Origin of the sequence: Microcystis sp. LE19-10.1B, from assembly GCF_027530565.1 — a bacterium.
In the GTDB taxonomy this organism is placed as follows: domain Bacteria; phylum Cyanobacteriota; class Cyanobacteriia; order Cyanobacteriales; family Microcystaceae; genus Microcystis; species Microcystis aeruginosa.
Window position 1 is genome coordinate 1 of record NZ_JAPZQM010000128.1, and the last position, 16,195, is coordinate 16,195.

Genomic DNA, 16,195 nt, shown 5'->3' on the forward strand with positions numbered 1-16,195 from the left:
AAACCCCCCACCCCCCACCCCCCACCCCTCCACCCCCCAACCCCCAACCCCCAACCCAAACCCCCCACACCCCACCCCCCACCACCCCACCCCCAACCCCACACCCCCCCCACCCCACAACCCACACCCATCCCTAAGCGCCGCAATTCCGGAGATTATATAAAAAAACACCCAGAACAATCGAGGTGATGGACGATACTAAAGGTTGTGTAGGTCATCAGAAAAGCCCTTTCAGGGTAAAATACTATGAAACTAGCGTCACGAGTCAATCAAGTTACTCCCTCCCTTACCCTAGCTATCGACTCTCTGGCCAAGGAAATGAAGAAAAACGGCGAAGATGTCTGTAGTTTTAGCGCCGGGGAGCCAGATTTCGACACACCCACTCACATCAGAGCTGCCGCGAAAAAGGCCCTCGATGAGGGAAAAACTCGCTACGGACCGGCTGCCGGGGAAGCGGGGTTAAGAAAAGCCATCGCCGAGAAATTGCTGCGGGATAATCAATTAGCATACAATGCCGATAATGTCATCGTTACCAATGGCGGTAAACAGTCTCTCTACAATCTAATCATGGCGTTAATTGAAGCGGGGGACGAAGTAATTATTCCCGCACCCTACTGGTTGAGTTATCCTGAAATGGTGACGTTAGCGGGGGGAACATCGGTTATCGTTAACACTAGCCTAGAGAATCACTATAAAATCACCCCCGAACAGCTAGAAGCGGCAATTACACCGAAAACTAAATTATTTGTCCTCAATTCTCCCTCTAATCCCACCGGTATTGTCTATACTCCCGAAGAAATCGCAGCTTTAGCAAACATTGTGGTTGAAAAGGATATTTTAGTGGTTTCTGATGAAATTTACGAGAAAATCCTCTACGATGGCGCAATTCACCGCAGTATCGCTTCTTTTGGTCCAGAAATCTTTCAGCGCAGTATTATTAGTAATGGTTTTGCTAAAGCTTTCTCGATGACGGGGTGGCGCGTCGGTTACATAGCAGGACCGGTGGAAATTGTCAAGGCCATGACTAAGATCCAAAGTCATAGTACCTCCAATGTCTGCACTTTTGCCCAATACGGTGCGATCGCTGCTTTGGAGAGTTCCCAAGATTGCATCGAGGAAATGGTCAAAGCTTTTAGCGAGCGCCGACAGTATATTTTAGAACGAGTGCGAGCCATTCCCGGACTCAATTGTCCTACTCCCAACGGTGCTTTTTATGTGTTTATCGATATTAGTCAAACTGGTTTAAAATCACGGGATTTTTGTCAGAAACTGCTCGAAACCCAAAAAGTAGCTGCTATCCCCGGTATTGCTTTCGGTGCCGATGATTGTATTCGTCTTTCCTACGCTACAGACCTAAAGACGATTGAAAAAGGATTCGATCGCATTGATCAGTTTATCGGCAGTTTGTAGGATGATTACTTTGTCGGTTAGGGTGAACAAAATTCGCCCTTTTTTTTCGGTTTTAACAGCTTAGGTGAGTTGCTCACCTAGAAGGTGATTCAGGCATATTTGAGTATAATTTTCTATCTCAATTGTTAAGCAAAAATCGACTAAATGTTAAGAGTTCGTAACTATTCTGATTGACTGGTATCACTGGAAATGCCGACGCAAACCACAAAATTGCACAATTGTCAATAGGGTTTGAGATGCGCTCACCCTGTAAATGAAACGGCCCTACCCCTGAACGGTTACAAATTTTTGTTAAGATATTATCTACCGGAAAACCATAAATGTTAAGATTGCTTGCAATTCCCGATCTGAATCTTTACTATATGAGAGCAGTACAACCCAGCCAAACAGAGCCTGTTATTGTCGCTCAATCTTTCCCTGATCCTTCCCGATCAAATCCACCGCCAGGTAACGGTAGTTTCCCTTTAGTGCCGATAGTACTGACTGTTGTGGTTACTTTGATGCTAGTTTCTTTGTGGTCGCAAAAAGACAAAATTATTGGGGGTTTCAAGGCATGGACTGAACCAGAACCAGACTCAGACACGATTAGATCCCAAGAATTTGCTGTTGATATAGAAGTATCAAATATTCGTACTCAGGATTATTTACGAGCCAATGTACAAGCGACAATTTATGTCTATATTGCCGACACCAAAGAAGACAACCAAAAGGCTCAAAAATTTTTGGTAGAAGAAGACAGTATTTCAACCGTAGCCGTAGAGAAAGCTGTTAAAAAACGCGCCGAAACCGCCCTACGAGGAAGTGCCAGTAAACATACATTAGACTATCTGCATACAAATCGCACAGAGGTGGGAAAAGAGGCTACGACTATACTTGGTAACTGCCTAAATCCTCTAGGATTAACTGTTAGAGACCTAGTTATTGGTGAAATTGAAGAAAGTGCCAACTACACTCCTAACAACTATTTCGATGCCAAGGCAGTTGAGGCTCGAACAAAAGTGATTCAACCGGCAATTCTGGCAACTCGCACGGAAGAGTTAAAGACGGAAGAAGCAATACGAAAACAGGAATTAGATACGGAAGAAACAATACGAAAACAGGAATTAGAGAAAGGCAGAGATATAAGGCTAAAGGAATTAGAGATAGGGATTGAACTGGAAAATCAAGAGCTTACACATCAAGAAACATCTTTGAAAAATTTAGAAACACTAGAAAGAGTCGAAAAGGCAAAGATCGACCACGAGCTAAAGATCGAAACCTACCAAAATGATAAAGAAAAAGAACTACAGGAGGCGCTCGAAATCTCTGAATTAGCTTTAAAGAAAAAGCTCGAAATTGCTGAGTTAAACGACAAAAAAGAGCTAGAATCCCTCAAACACAAAACAGAGATTGAAATTCAACTTAACAAGCTCCTACAAGACACAGACTTAATTGAGAAAAATAAAACGTTTCGCTTAAAACAAGCAACAGTCAATCAAGAAATAGAAACGGGAGAAATTGCTGCAACCATCTCGATTATTAGTAAAGAAAAAGAACGGCTGGAAACAGAAATAGAACGCGCCGAAGCAGAAGAAGCTGTTACTACAGCAATTGAAAAAGCCCAAGCCGAACGCCAGAAGCTGCAAGCGGAAATAGCCGCAGAGTCAGTGGAGAACGAAGCAAAAACTATCGAACGTTTGGCAGAAGCAGAAGGTAAGCGTTACCATCTCATACCGGCTACGGATGCCGAGCGCACGGCTAAAATGGTTCGGGAGTTAGCACCTCAATTAATAGAAAATTTACCCCAGGTTGTTGAAATTGCTAAAGCATTAGCTCCCCAAGCGGGGATTTTGGGAGACTCCAATATCTATAATTTTCCCAATGGAAATGGAGAAGAGATTAACAAGTTGATGCTTTCCACCAGTGGTATGTTACTGATTCAATCTTTACTAAATGGTAAGTTAGGAGATTTATTAGGTAAATCGCTCCGCTCTTTGAATAACGATAGCAACAGCGGACAGGATAATTCTGACGGATAAGTAACAGCGAGATTGAGTCATCTAAGCCCATTAATCCCTGCCAATAAAAATAATTTTTCAACAGTAAACAAACTGAGTTTTGGAGTCTAAATTCATGAAAAAAGCAAAACAAAAACCTCCCCTAACATTTCCCCCCTTTCCCAAAGCTATTAATTTCCTCCTGACCTTTTTCTTGGGACTTGGTATGGCTCTTTGCTTTGCTTGGTTAATCAGTCTTACAAGTACGTCTCCCTGTCCACCAGATATATCTGAGGGACAGGAAAAGGTAAAATGTATCACCAAAACAATTAATATTACTGGGTTGCTAAAAAATTTCTCGTATGACGTAAGTCCTCTCTATCTAAGCCTGATACTAGCTGGGGCACTTGGTGGATTACTTTACTCCATATTGCTTGACGGCGAGTTAGAATTGCCGTCTTGGAGTAAGAAAAATCCCAATAATCTCAACCCTGGCTTTTTGGGAGAAATTTTTGTTGGCATAGGTGGGGCATTTATCGCCTATAAGTTCTTACCCCAGGAACTTAGAAACCTTGGCGATCCGGGCTTAGAAATCACGATTTTTGTCACTGGATTGGTGGGCGGCTACGGTGGTAAAGCTATCCTAGATGCGGCATTAAAGAAGGTAATTAACCGTATAGACACGGCTAATGAAGCCAAAGAGATAGCAGAATCTCAGGCAAAAGAACTCGAAGAAAAAACATACATCCGCAATCTAGTCAACCAGCAGATTCAAGAAGGGCTAAATCAGTCCGAATTATCAGAAATGCAAGAGAAACTTGAATCTGCTACTGATGATGTTAAAGAACGTGCTTTTAATCTTGCCCATGATGCCCGTAGCTTGGGAAGGAGAACTCTAACATTTAAAGATCGGGTCAATAGAACAATTCCGATTTTTGAGGCTCTGGTAGCCAGTGATAACAATAATGCCTCGTATAATGCAGAGTTAGGTTATGCTTATATCAGTTCACAGCCTCCTGATTTAGACAAAGCCATCTCCTATCTCGATCGCGCCATCGAACTACGAATACCGGGGGCATCAACGGAGGGAGATAGCTGGAAGTACGAAATGAATCGGGCGATCGCCCGAATTGGCCTTGGCAATTCTCAATCAAGGGATGATATCCTAAAGGATTTGTTTGCTGTTGAGCAGAGGAAAGGACTAGCGCAAGCTATTGACGAGTATGAAAGGGATGGAGTAGATGGGGGAAATAATTCCATAAAAAACTGGCTGATCCAAAATCAAGATTGGGTGAGTCAACAGACTAACGGGAAAGCCTTACTTGATAAAATTCAACTTTCTGCGGTGGCGAAACCTGTCACCTCAACCTTATCAGTAACCCAGAATCGGGCAGATTTGGTCGCTGCCCCCCCCAATACAAAGATTAAAGCAACCATTAAAACCTATCTGAAAAAGCAGCCCATTGATTCATCACAACTCGGTGAAAACGAGAAAAAAGAAGTTCCTGTGGGTACAGAGTATAAAATCCTCAAGCATTCACAAGAATCTGATGGACATTGCCTCGTTGAATTAGACTACGGCCAGGGAATTTGGTATATTTGGTCAGATCACTGGTACTTACCTTGGGAACACAAGATACTATCATCTGTTCCCCAGTCCAGTAAAAATGGTTCAGCGCGGGAAGCCATTGACCAATTATCAAGAATTTCTGCCATCTCCCTAACAAATAGAGGAACCCTCAAAGCCGCAGCCACCCGCTCAATTCAAAGATCAGCTACAACCACAAAGGTAGAACCCGAAAATTGGGTCATTGCGCCCCCCAATACCATCATCAAGGCAACTACTAAAACCTATCTGAAAAAGCAGCCTATTGATTCATCAGACCTCGGTGAAAACGAGAAAAAAGAAGTTCCTGTGGGCAGAGAGTACAAAGTCCTCAAGTATTCAGAAGAAATTGACGGACATTGCCTAGTGGAGTTAGACTACGGTGCTGGCACTTGGTATCTTTGGTCGGATCATTGGCATTTACCTTGGCAACAATCTAGCAGAAACAATAGCCTATCATCTGTATCCGCGCCAGAATCAAGTCAGCATCAAGGCGTTAATCTTGTAACTCGTCAGCAAGCTGAGTCTGTCTATGGACGTAAAATGAGTGATAAACAATTCAATGACTTAAACTCTTGTTTACAGCGATTTGAAATTAATACAGTGCCACGAATTAGACATTTTCTCAGCCAAACAGCCCATGAAAGTGCAGGTTTGCAATACATGACGGAAATTTGGGGGCCGAGCCAAGTAGCTGCTCAACGAACATATGATCCCCCCTATCCTAAAGCAAAAGAGCTAGGTAATACGAAAATTGGTGAAGGGAAAAAGTATCGCGGAGCAGGTGTAATTCAATTGACTGGTAAGTATAATTATCAAGCTTTTTCTCGTTTTATTAATGATCCCAAGGTGATGGATGGCGCAGATTACGTTGGTGCCAATTATCCTTTTACCAGTGCTGGATTTTGGTGGAAGAATAATAACATGAATGCTCTTTGCGATCGGGGAGCAACCTGTCGTCAGATTTCAGCCAGAGTCAATGGACGCGATCCAGCAAATCACTTACAGAAGCGTCAACGTTATTACGACAAGGCTTGTCAAGTTATCAAACAATTATCTTCTACATCTTTACATACGGAAGAGTTAGCCGCAAAGCCCGAAACAGTCAAGGCAGCAACCTCGACTACCACTGCTCAATCATTTGGGAGCCTTGACTTGGGTAATGATTTGGCCAGCCGAATCATTAAATATATGAAAACAAAAGGCTATCAAGTCTTCACGAATCCGAGAGAATATAACATTGTCTATGTAGAAGGCATGAATCCTAATGGAACCCTCAATGATGATCGTCCCAATGAGTTCAATGATCTGCGTATGGTAATTGAGTTTAAAAATGGGAAACCAGAAATTGTTGGGAGTTGGGAAGCTACCACAGAGCCTGGTGATAAATATACTTACAGTCCTCAAAATCCAAACGGGGCCGCTCGCATCAAGTTCGGACAGTACCAAGCATGGATCAAAGCTTGGCACCCCATGCCCAAAAGTTCAAAAAGTCATGAAGCACTGTTTCAGACCCAACCTATCGAGGTGTACCGAGACTCCAACAAGGATTTTCGACGGGATGGGGACAGGATTCAGAAGGGTATATTTGGCATTAATCAGCACTGGGGCTATGATTTGCCGAAAAATGCCATTAGTGGAGCAAGTGCCGGTTGTCTCGTGGGACGAACAAAACAAGGACACAAAGAATTTATGGCAATCATCAAGCAGGATAAACGCTACCTATCAGACCCTAATTATGTATTCTATACAACGGTTATCCCCGGTGATGATTTAGAGGACGTTTGAAAAGGGTCAAGCTTAACGGAAAAATTTTCAGTACAAAACTACGAGGATGCTTAAATGACACTCACAACCATCGGCAGGGTACCGATTACTGGGAGATAGACAGCGTTAGAAAGTTGTTTAATAGCAGCGGTGCGAGAAACAGGAAAATTAATCTTTTTGTTTCTAAGAGACTTAAATGTCTTCCTTCCTTGCTATACAATGGAATCATGGCACCACCACCGCTAACGATAACCGCAAAAGTAGGAAAGGGTTTTTGGATAGAAATTGCTCGGATGCCACTAGACCTCATTTGATAAATATAAGTAGGTGGTTTCAATTAAATTGAAGATAGATTTTGTCTTTGATCCCTCCTGCTCACCTTGATAAGGGGGGTGCCGATCCCCCCTTAGTCCCCCCTTAATCCCCCCTTAATAAGGGGGGCATCTGACAATTTTTAACAGCCAGTTATCTGTAGTCTCTAGAGGTATTAAGATGAGTGGGATCAAGTTAGAAGATATTAGGGAAATTACCAAGAATCCTCAAGGAAAAGGATATTTAATTATCTTTAATGATAACAGAGTAATTATTTTATATAAAAAAAGAACTATTGCTGCTTTGCTAACTCTGATTAGGTATGGAGAAGGTTGTGAGAGCGATCTAACTAATGCGACCAATAATTTACAAGAGATAAAAACTATACTCAAGGGTAAAATTCCTGAAAATTTAATTCAAGACTCCTATGCTGATGCTAATAAACCTTTTAGCGAACTTTGGAATGAAGAGGGATTTAATTTTATTTATGCTCCCCCAGGACAAAAAAGATTAGGCAGTCAAAAATATATTTTAGATAGTTCCGATCATCAACAACTTTTTACCACTACTAAACCACCGATTAGAACACCTCCCTCATCCCTAATTCAGAGAAATATCTTAGAACAACAAAAAAATAAATGTAATTTTTCTGGCTCAATTCTTAAAAAGAAAGAAAATATCAATCAAAATACCTATGCTAGGGATCGAGTGCGTTTAGTTTGGGATCATCGGATTCCCGTAGAAAAAGGTGGAAATAGTGCCGATGACAATTTTCAAGCTCTCTGCTTCTATTGTAATAAATCCAAATGGCAAATCTGTAATCTTTGTAACTATGCTCCTGATAAATGTTCAGAATGCGTCTTAGCTTTTCCTGAAGTAACTAAGATGATTTTCCCCAGTCAAGAAAATATTGAAGACCGACTAAATCGAGCTAATTAAGTGATTTAGTAATATTTATACCAATATGTTTAATGACTGGGGGACAGACAGCGTTAGAAAGTTGTTTAATAGCAGCGGTGCGAGAAACAGGAAAATAATAATCATCGGCAAATCCCATTAATCTTTTTATTTCTAAGAGACTTAAATGTCTTCTTTCCTTGCTATACACTGGAATCATGGCACCACCACCGCTAACACTAACTGCAAAAGTAGGAAAGGGTTTTTGGATAGAAATTGCTCGGATGCCACTAGATCTCATTTGATAAATACAATTATCATAATCTACATTAACACTTGCCCTTTCAATACTTATTCTTGTTTTTGGCAGTTGAAAAGATAATTGTTCGGCATTAATTCTGCCAGCATAATAATCAATATACTGCTGCCATTTTTCCGATATGGGAATTGAATAATCCCCCGGAACAATAATTTTTTCAATACCCACTTCTGCATGGCAAGGTTGGGGAAATTGAAAGTTTTTAATTCCTAAATCCTTGCGGAAAGCCAATAAAAAAAAGCGAGGTCTTGATTGAGGAATTTGGAAATATTTACTATCGATAACTGCATAAAAAGCCAGATAATTTATTTCTTTTAACTGGATTAATATATCTTTTAATATCTGCCCTTGATTTAAGCGCACGATATTACTAACATTTTCAAGAAAGATAACTTTAGGCTTTTTTTCATGGCAAATTCTGAGAATTTCCTGAATGGCTAGTCCGCGACTGTCTTGCCAACCTTTTTGTTGTCCTGCTCTGGAAAATGGCTGACAGGGAAATCCTCCACAAAAAACCTCAAAATCGGGAAGTAAGCTAGGAATTAAAGCTTCAACATCTTGCGGTTTTATGGATTCATGAAAATTGTGATTGTAGGTTTTCACACAATCTGGGTTATTTTCGTTGCTAAAAACACATTGCCAACCGATTTGTTCAAGACCGAGACGAAAGCCACCAATTCCCGCATAAAAATCGGCAAAAGTCAAGCAACTATGGGTAAAATTTTTGTTAGCTGGACGAATAGGTAACTCGTTCATAATGTTGATTGAATAACCGAGAGTCTTATCTATTTTCTCAGATATTATTGTACTAGATGTCCAAGGGGACAGATGGACAGACAGGGGGAGAATGTGATTGACTTTCCCTAGGGGCTTTTGTTAAGTTACATTAAGCCCTACAATATAATTCTGGTGAGTTAGACGAAATTCGCTCGATCGCTCGGTCTTATCTGCTCCTAGCTGAGATAGAGAAAAGATAGCGCATCGAGAAACAGAAAAGTTTAGTTCTCAAGCTTTCGTCAATACTGCCCTTGTCATCTACCTTGAGTTATAACCTAGTGTCCCAAACCCTACCTAAACCCTCCCTAAAAAGAGAATTTTTGCCATTTACCCTACAGGATGTCCGTCTAGCTATCCCGGCCCGTTGCTTCCAATCAAGCGTTTTTCGCTCTTTAGCTTACTTTTTTTTTGATATTGGCATTATTACCCTACTTTACTGGATAACTTACCAGATTAATCAAGCATGGTTCTTCCCCCTTTTTTGGTTTATGCAGGGAACCATGTTTTGGTCCTTATTTGTCGTCGGTCACGATTGCGGTCACGGTTCCTTTTCCCGTTATCGTTGGTTAAATAACTTAATCGGTCATCTCAGTCATACTCCCATTCTCGTACCTTTCCACGGTTGGCGCATCAGTCATCGCACCCATCACGCTAATACTGGCAATATCGACACCGATGAAAGTTGGTATCCCGTCACGGAAACCCAGTATAACAATATGGCTTGGTACGAAAAATTAGCTCGTTTTCAGCTAATTTTATTTGTTTATCCCCTTTATCTTTTCCGTCGTTCCCCTAATAAACAGGGGTCCCATTTTATGCCCGAAAGCCCCCTCTTTCGCCCCTCGGAACGGTGGCAGGTACTGACTAGCACCGTTTGCTGTACCTTTATGTTAGGTCTATTAATCGGGGTGGGTATTAGCTACGGCTTTTGGTTTCTGTTTAACTACTACATCATGCCCTATATCGTCTTTGTGGTTTGGTTAGACTTGGTGACATTCCTACACCACACCGAAGATGATATTCCCTGGTATCGCGGTCAAGATTGGTACTTTCTCAAAGGGGCGCTTTCTACCATCGATCGCGATTATGGCATCTTTAATCCCATCCATCACCAAATTGGTACTCACGTCGCCCATCATATTTTTATCACTATTCCCCACTATCATCTCCAAGAAGCAACCGAGGCTATCCGTCCCGTCTTAGGAGACTATTATCGCGTCTCGAAAGAACCGATTTTCAAATCTCTCTGGCGGTCCTACCGCAATTGTCATTTTGTCAGTGACCAAGGCAGTAAGATTTTTTACCGCAAAAACTGATCCTATCTTAGCTATCAGGAGGAAACGGCAGCAAAATCTGCCTCCTCCTCTCACACCGAGAAGAGTTGCCAAAACTGGGGGTAAAGTCTTTGTCTTTATTTGGTTCAGTGGCAAGGGATGAAGCTGATGCAGTGAAATTGGCTAATGATTCGGTAGTAGTGCCGTAGCCCTCTTGCTTACCTGGTATGAATTGTGTAAAATATTTAGGGTCTGCTGAATAATGGTAAAACCCTTTTAAAATAAGGCTTTTGACCTGTTAAAATCCGATGTTCATGCTGCGAAAATCCGATTGGGACTCTCAAAAACCTTGCATTATCCCTCTCGTAGTACATAAATTGGTACAAAAAAAGAGGGCAACAAAGCCTGAAACGACCAGCTACTGACTCCTGACTCCTGACTCCTGACTCCTGACTCCTAACCCCACCAACAAACTTTTTCAGCAAACCCTAAATAGTTGACTAATCACAGAAAGACCCGCGCAAGCGTAAATTTTCCCGCAATTCCTCGGTCATACCCACATTATCGGCAAACTTTGCCCCCTTCACTTTTGCCCCGCTAAAATTCGCTTGAGTGATGTTGACTTCAACCAAATTAGCTCCTTCTAAATTGGAGCCAATTAAATTAGCTAAAGCCAAACTAGAACGGTAAAAATCAGCATAACTTAAATCGGCATTAGCTAATAAGGCTCCGCTTAAATCCGCTCCCTTAAAACTAGCATGACTGCCATTAATTTCACTTAAATCAGCATCGGTTAAATTGGCCCCCCGCAGATTCGCTTGATAGAGATTAGCCATGCCTAAAGATATGCCACTTAATTCCGCTGCCAAGAGATTTGCCCCGGTAAAATCCGTTAGGGGATCCAGTTCAGCTAATTGGGCCAGTTCGAGAAAATCATCAGTAACAGAAGCATAAATTCCCTCGATTTGTGCCTGCAATTTCTCTAAATTTTCTGATGCTGCCGGTTGCGGTTCAACCAGAACAGTATCTAATTCTACCTGCGATGAACCCAAAGAAATACGACTCAAAAAAGCATAAAATTGATTTTCCATTAGGAAAAATGCTAACTTTCGCTCTAAAATACTATGTTTATTGGGACTTAGATCGTGTTTCCATAATCCCGATGTTTCCGTGATACAGATATCGGCAGCCGTCAGCGAAAATTGCACCGTGAGATGATAAGGTTCTTCCTCCACACTGACGGTTCCTAGGTTAATCCTTTCGATCGCTCCTGTAAATATTGACTGAGGACTTTTGAAAGATAACCGCCATTGATGATTATTAATACGATTTATGTATAACTCTTGACTAGAAAGAGGATTAGGTGTTAGGTGACAATTAACTAAAACAAAATCTAATTTTCCTCCTTTTAGACCCCATTTGATTTCCCCGCCGAGGAGAGATTGAATTTGAGCTTGTAGGTGTAAAGTTAAATATAAATCAAATTTTTGCGAGTCGGTGGCTACTGGTTCTAGGGTTAAAGATACACTATCGGGGTAGCGATCAAAGGCAGCTAAAAGACGCATAATCTAAAAAAGAAAAGTCAAAATAAACAGTAAAAAAGTGGTGTTTCTCTGACCTTAAAGCCGAGAACTCACCCCTATTTAAAACAATAGCTGATTTTCTCGATCCTCGCTGAACATTTCTTCGGCGATCGCTGAATGATTGCCCCTGAAAATCAAGGTTAAATTAGTTGACTTTCTCTTTTTTGCCGATATTGCCGTCCGCATTAAAAAACATCGGTAAAAAGCGTTCCATAAACATTTGTGGATCACGATTCCAGGCTTTTTGCGCCGCTTCTACCCGGAATAATTGTAATTTCGGGTCGAGAAGGGATTGGGGTAAACGTTCCATCAGATATTGAGGACGTTCCCAAAGCGGCATAGTGGCGGCGATTTCCATTAAATGACCGACGCGGCGCAATTCTGCCCCGAGGGTGATATCCATACCCGATTCATAGGCGGCCTGTTCGATCGCTGAGTATTTGGTCTTAGCTTTTTCGACTTTTTGCCGATGTTCGGGGCTTTTTTGGGCAATTTTGGCTAACCAACGATTGCCCCAACGCACATGACCCGCTTCTTCAGGAAAAATTTTGGCGATCGTTTCCTGAATTTTCAGATTTTCCGGGGTTTGTTCCCCTGCTTTGAGGGCATAAATATGGGCGGCAAAGTATTCGCATCCCCGTTTTTCCGTGACGTTAATTGCCGCTAGGGCCGCAATCAGTCCATCTTCCCTTTGTTCTTCGCCTTGGAATTGATCTTGATCGAGAAGACGTTCAAATTCATCGATATAGGACAACCCCGGCGGTTTCCCCACATCGGCCCCCAATTCGATTAATAAATCGGTTAACCAGTAGGCATGGCGGGCCTCATCGGCGACGTGACGGGAAAGCTCCTGGATCAGTTCTTTTGGTTGTCCGTCTAAGGTTTCGATCAGTTCGGTCAGGTCTTTACAGCTACGTTGTTCGTTGTAGCGGTAACGGTTGAGGGTGACAAGATGAATTTCGCGATCGCTAATGACACGCTTCATGATGTCGCGAGCGCTCATCGTCTTCTTGAATTTACGAGGGTAAGCAACGGTCATGATTTTGTATCGTTTTGTAAACGGCTTCCCGTATTCTAACGGAGTTTTTTCCCAATCTGGCAAGGGAGCGGCAAGTGGCAAGCTTTTTTCAGTGATCAGTGAAAGATAAGCTGCCCGCGCATTTAAATTGCTTGTGGAGATGAGATACTCTTTCCTCTTGCACTCTTGCAACAGTAAAGAGATTGGGGGGAGATTCGGCTAATCTAAGAATAAGCGGTTAAAATGCGTCTTAGCTGATCGAGGAAAACTAGAATTGTCTATGAACACATTCACTCCCCATCAAATTGTTAGTTTATTCTGCAAAAATCGAACTTTATACGGAGAAGTAATTCAGGTGATCGAAAGTCGTTCGGCTCTTTGGGTGCGTCCTCTTTGGTTAATTATAGCCGATAATTTTGAGACCATTGATGTGCGGGAATGTTCCGATTTAATTCTACCTATCAACTTATTTAACCCCGCCTTAGACACGGAAGTTTTACCCCTATTTTCCCAAGTAATTAAAGATAATTATATCGCCAATATTTCCTATCCTCTCCAGGACTTTTTGCAGAAAGTTTGTCAAAGTTATCCCGAATATTTTCAGAAAAATCTATGATTGACGAAGGCTACGTCAAATACAATTGTACTTGGATTCCTGACCATCCCTTAATAAGCTCAGAGATTGCAGAATTAAATTATTGGCGCCATCGCCTCTATCGACTGGGATTAATCGGTCAATACGATAACGGAATCGGTTTTGGGAATGTGAGTCAACGAGGGAAAATAGACAAAGAAATTATTATTTCTGGCACTAACACCGGGGGAATACCGGTATTAAATGAATCCCATTACACCAGAGTTATAGACTACGATTGGAAAGAAAATCGGGTCACTTGTCGGGGAACAATCGCCGCTTCTTCAGAAACTCTCACCCATGGAGCAATTTATGAAGCGAATCCCCAGATTAATGGGGTGATTCATATTCACCATCGCCCCCTGTGGCAAAATTTGATGTATCGAGTGCCGACCACCCAAGAAAATATCGCCTATGGAACCCCAGAAATGGCCGCAGAAATTATCCGTTTATGTCAAGAAGATCGTCTAGAGGAGCAACAAATTTTAGTGATGAGTGGTCATGAAGAAGGAATTATCGCCTTTGGGCAAAATTTAGCAAAAGCGGGTAATTTACTATTAGCCTATTACCAGCAATCTCAATCATCTTGAAAGTGACCTCCCCTCCAACTCAGCACCAGGGAGACAAAAGTGGTTTTAATTTAGTCGTTTTCATGTTAACTTGTTCTGTAGATTTTCGTTTTTGAGGAATGCCATCGTGATCGACATCTTCCATCATCTATCTGTCTCGATCGACTTTTCGCCTCTTACCAATGTCTTGATGACTATTTCGGAGCAAGACGTGGATATCATCGGGAATGTCCAGAAATCCTTCTCAAATTTCGTCAAAACTGGGCAAGCATGGGCCCTATTAATCGGTTTGATTGTCGGTTATATGTTTCGAGGTTTTACTTCTTATTAGCTTTTCGCCTATCAGCATTCAGCCAGAGCGAGCAATTCTTGCTATTCTTATGTTTGTAGAGTTGGAGATTTTTCTAACCTGAAGCGGTAATGCTATCAGCGCCGGATTATTCCCCAAAATTGTCCAGCATATTTTGGTTAACTTTATCCACAATAATCTAACGAAAACAGTGACAGCAAAGAAAACTTGGAGCGATCGCTTTGAAGGTAGTCTCCATCCTACGATCGTGGAATTTAACGCCAGTATTGGCTTTGATATCGAATTAATCGAGTATGATCTCACCGGATCGATCGCTCACGCCAAAATGCTCGCCTATACGGGTATTATCAGCCCCGAAGAAGCAGATAGTCTCGTCTCTGGATTGGAACAAATTCGTCAAGAATACCGCACCGGCAACTTTAACCCCGGCATCGATCAAGAGGACGTGCATTTTGCCGTGGAACGTCGTTTAACCGAGATCGTGGGAGATGTGGGCAAAAAACTGCACACGGCCCGTTCGCGGAATGATCAGGTAGGAACGGATATTCGTCTGTATCTTAGACAACAAATCGATGATATTAGGCAAGAAATTCGCAATTTTCAGCAAGCTTTAGTCAATCACGCTGAAAACCATCTGGAAACCCTGATCCCCGGTTATACCCACCTACAGCGCGCCCAACCGATTAGTTTAGCCCATCATCTCCTAGCTTATTTTCAAATGGCCGAACGGGATCACCAAAGATTAGGAGAAATTCGCGCCAGGACTAATATTTCGCCCCTAGGATGTGGCGCTTTAGCGGGGACGACTTTTCCCATCGATCGTCATTACAGTGCCAATTTACTCGATTTTGAGCAGGTGTATAACAATAGTCTCGATGGAGTCAGCGATCGAGATTTTGCCATTGAATTTATGACGGCCGCTAGTCTGATTATGGTCCACCTGAGCCGTTTGAGCGAAGAAATGATTCTCTGGTCTTCCCAAGAATTTAGTTTTATCACTCTCACCGATAGTTGTGCCACGGGATCTAGCATTATGCCCCAGAAAAAAAATCCCGACGTTCCCGAATTGGTGCGCGGCAAAACAGGGCGGGTTTTTGGGCATTTACAGGCGTTATTGACCTTAATGAAGGGTTTACCCCTAGCTTATAACAAAGACTTGCAGGAGGACAAGGAAGCGTTATTTGATGGCGTTAAAACCGTGCGGATTTGTTTGCAAGCGATGACGGTACTTTTAGCCACCGGAATTCAATTTAAAACCGACCGATTAGCTAATGCGGTGGCGGAAGATTTTTCTAATGCGACGGATGTGGCGGATTATTTAGCCAGTAAGGGAATTCCCTTCCGAGAAGCTTATAATTTAGTCGGGAAAGTCGTTAAAAGCAGTTTAGCAGCGGGTAAGTTATTAAAAGATTTAACCCTGACGGAATGGCAAGAATTACATCCAGCTTTTGAGGCCGATATCTACGACGCGATCGCTCCTCGTCAGGTGGTGGCGGCCCGTAATAGCTATGGTGGCACAGGTTTTGAACAAGTGCGATCGGCTTTAATTCAAGCTAAAGCCATTCTCGATCATCGAAAATTTGCGTCTGAAACCCCGCCGTTCTAGGTTGGCTTTACGTTAGAATTAAAAGGCCAGTCTCGAAAACCAAGTGGACGGCGCAGCACCTTGAAAACTCGGCTTAGGGGGTTCCGACCAGAAAAGCTTGGCCGGGTAAAAAGTCGCGCGCAACAAGTACAAGAAGC

The 16,195-nt window shown here is 42.3% G+C and carries 13 protein-coding genes and 1 pseudogene; 10 read left to right on the forward strand and 4 right to left on the reverse strand.

What is annotated here, in order from left to right; all coding sequences use genetic code 11:
- Positions 1–246 precede the first annotated feature (246 nt).
- The 3 genes from O9332_RS04650 to O9332_RS04660 all read left to right on the forward strand — a co-directional run bounded on the left by O9332_RS04650 (position 247) and on the right by O9332_RS04660 (position 6,780).
- Positions 247–1,410 (forward strand): pyridoxal phosphate-dependent aminotransferase, encoded by a 1,164-nt coding sequence (locus tag O9332_RS04650; RefSeq protein ID WP_288023928.1) that lies wholly within the window; start codon positions 247–249, stop codon positions 1,408–1,410.
- 320 nt (positions 1,411–1,730) lie between these two features.
- The gene (locus O9332_RS04655) at positions 1,731–3,428 is read left to right on the forward strand and encodes an SPFH domain-containing protein (RefSeq protein ID WP_288023931.1); all 1,698 of its coding nucleotides are present in this window, start codon (positions 1,731–1,733) and stop codon (positions 3,426–3,428) included.
- A 94-nt stretch (positions 3,429–3,522) separates the two neighbouring features.
- Positions 3,523–6,780, forward strand: coding sequence for a DUF4257 domain-containing protein (locus tag O9332_RS04660; protein WP_288023934.1), 3,258 nt, complete (start codon positions 3,523–3,525; stop codon positions 6,778–6,780).
- Positions 6,781–6,865: 85 nt separating this feature from the next.
- Here the strand turns inward: O9332_RS04660 and O9332_RS04665 are convergent, their stop codons facing one another.
- Positions 6,866–7,096 carry a hypothetical protein gene (locus O9332_RS04665; protein WP_223212964.1) on the reverse strand — a complete coding sequence of 77 codons (231 nt, stop codon included), beginning with the start codon at positions 7,094–7,096 and terminating at the stop codon, positions 6,866–6,868.
- 155 nt (positions 7,097–7,251) lie between these two features.
- Between O9332_RS04665 and O9332_RS04670 the strand changes: the two genes are divergently transcribed.
- Entirely contained in the window at positions 7,252–8,010 is a 759-nt protein-coding gene (locus O9332_RS04670; RefSeq protein WP_002757799.1) for an HNH endonuclease, read from the forward strand.
- Here O9332_RS04670 and O9332_RS04675 read toward each other — a convergent pair.
- A complete protein-coding gene (locus O9332_RS04675) occupies positions 8,003–9,043 on the reverse strand; it encodes a DNA cytosine methyltransferase (protein WP_002757797.1) in 1,041 nt (346 codons plus the stop codon). The genes O9332_RS04670 and O9332_RS04675 overlap by 8 nt on opposite strands.
- Positions 9,044–9,342: 299 nt before the next feature.
- On the opposite strand from O9332_RS04675, the gene O9332_RS04680 reads away from it, so the two are divergent.
- Positions 9,343–10,380, forward strand: a complete 1,038-nt coding sequence (locus O9332_RS04680; protein ID WP_002757796.1) for a fatty acid desaturase — start codon at positions 9,343–9,345, stop codon at positions 10,378–10,380.
- Between the two features lie 35 nt (positions 10,381–10,415).
- A pseudogene (locus tag O9332_RS04685) lies at positions 10,416–10,511 on the forward strand (nucleotidyltransferase family protein); the annotation flags it as partial.
- Positions 10,512–10,838: 327 nt separating this feature from the next.
- Here O9332_RS04685 and O9332_RS04690 read toward each other — a convergent pair.
- A complete protein-coding gene (locus O9332_RS04690; protein WP_002759222.1) occupies positions 10,839–11,903 on the reverse strand; it encodes a pentapeptide repeat-containing protein in 1,065 nt (354 codons plus the stop codon).
- A 163-nt stretch (positions 11,904–12,066) separates the two neighbouring features.
- A complete protein-coding gene (locus O9332_RS04695; RefSeq protein WP_288023940.1) occupies positions 12,067–12,960 on the reverse strand; it encodes a ferritin-like domain-containing protein in 894 nt (297 codons plus the stop codon).
- Positions 12,961–13,219: 259 nt separating this feature from the next.
- Between O9332_RS04695 and O9332_RS04700 the strand changes: the two genes are divergently transcribed.
- From O9332_RS04700 to argH, 4 genes are all read left to right on the forward strand, one after another.
- Positions 13,220–13,555, forward strand: a complete 336-nt coding sequence (locus tag O9332_RS04700) for a hypothetical protein (RefSeq protein WP_002759220.1) — start codon at positions 13,220–13,222, stop codon at positions 13,553–13,555.
- Positions 13,552–14,163, forward strand: coding sequence for a class II aldolase/adducin family protein (locus O9332_RS04705; RefSeq protein ID WP_002759218.1), 612 nt, complete (start codon positions 13,552–13,554; stop codon positions 14,161–14,163). The genes O9332_RS04700 and O9332_RS04705 overlap by 4 nt, the downstream gene beginning before the upstream one ends.
- Positions 14,164–14,269: 106 nt before the next feature.
- Positions 14,270–14,473, forward strand: a complete 204-nt coding sequence (locus O9332_RS04710; RefSeq protein ID WP_052277410.1) for a hypothetical protein — start codon at positions 14,270–14,272, stop codon at positions 14,471–14,473.
- Between the two features lie 169 nt (positions 14,474–14,642).
- Positions 14,643–16,058: an argininosuccinate lyase gene (gene argH, locus O9332_RS04715; RefSeq protein ID WP_002759216.1), complete on the forward strand. Its 1,416-nt coding sequence runs from the start codon at positions 14,643–14,645 to the stop codon at positions 16,056–16,058.
- Positions 16,059–16,195: the final 137 nt, after the last annotated feature.

What these genes read in the sequence shown, in the direction of transcription:
- O9332_RS04650 (WP_288023928.1), top strand. Translation starts at nt 247, where the DNA reads ATGAAACTAGCGTCACGAGTCAATCAAGTTACTCCCTCCCTTACCCTA.
- O9332_RS04655 (WP_288023931.1), top strand. Translation starts at nt 1,731, where the DNA reads ATGTTAAGATTGCTTGCAATTCCCGATCTGAATCTTTACTATATGAGA.
- O9332_RS04660 (WP_288023934.1), top strand. Translation starts at nt 3,523, where the DNA reads ATGAAAAAAGCAAAACAAAAACCTCCCCTAACATTTCCCCCCTTTCCC.
- O9332_RS04670 (WP_002757799.1), top strand. Translation starts at nt 7,252, where the DNA reads ATGAGTGGGATCAAGTTAGAAGATATTAGGGAAATTACCAAGAATCCT.
- O9332_RS04675 (WP_002757797.1), bottom strand. Translation starts at nt 9,043, where the DNA reads ATGAACGAGTTACCTATTCGTCCAGCTAACAAAAATTTTACCCATAGT.
- O9332_RS04690 (WP_002759222.1), bottom strand. Translation starts at nt 11,903, where the DNA reads ATGCGTCTTTTAGCTGCCTTTGATCGCTACCCCGATAGTGTATCTTTA.
- O9332_RS04695 (WP_288023940.1), bottom strand. Translation starts at nt 12,960, where the DNA reads ATGACCGTTGCTTACCCTCGTAAATTCAAGAAGACGATGAGCGCTCGC.
- O9332_RS04700 (WP_002759220.1), top strand. Translation starts at nt 13,220, where the DNA reads ATGAACACATTCACTCCCCATCAAATTGTTAGTTTATTCTGCAAAAAT.
- O9332_RS04705 (WP_002759218.1), top strand. Translation starts at nt 13,552, where the DNA reads ATGATTGACGAAGGCTACGTCAAATACAATTGTACTTGGATTCCTGAC.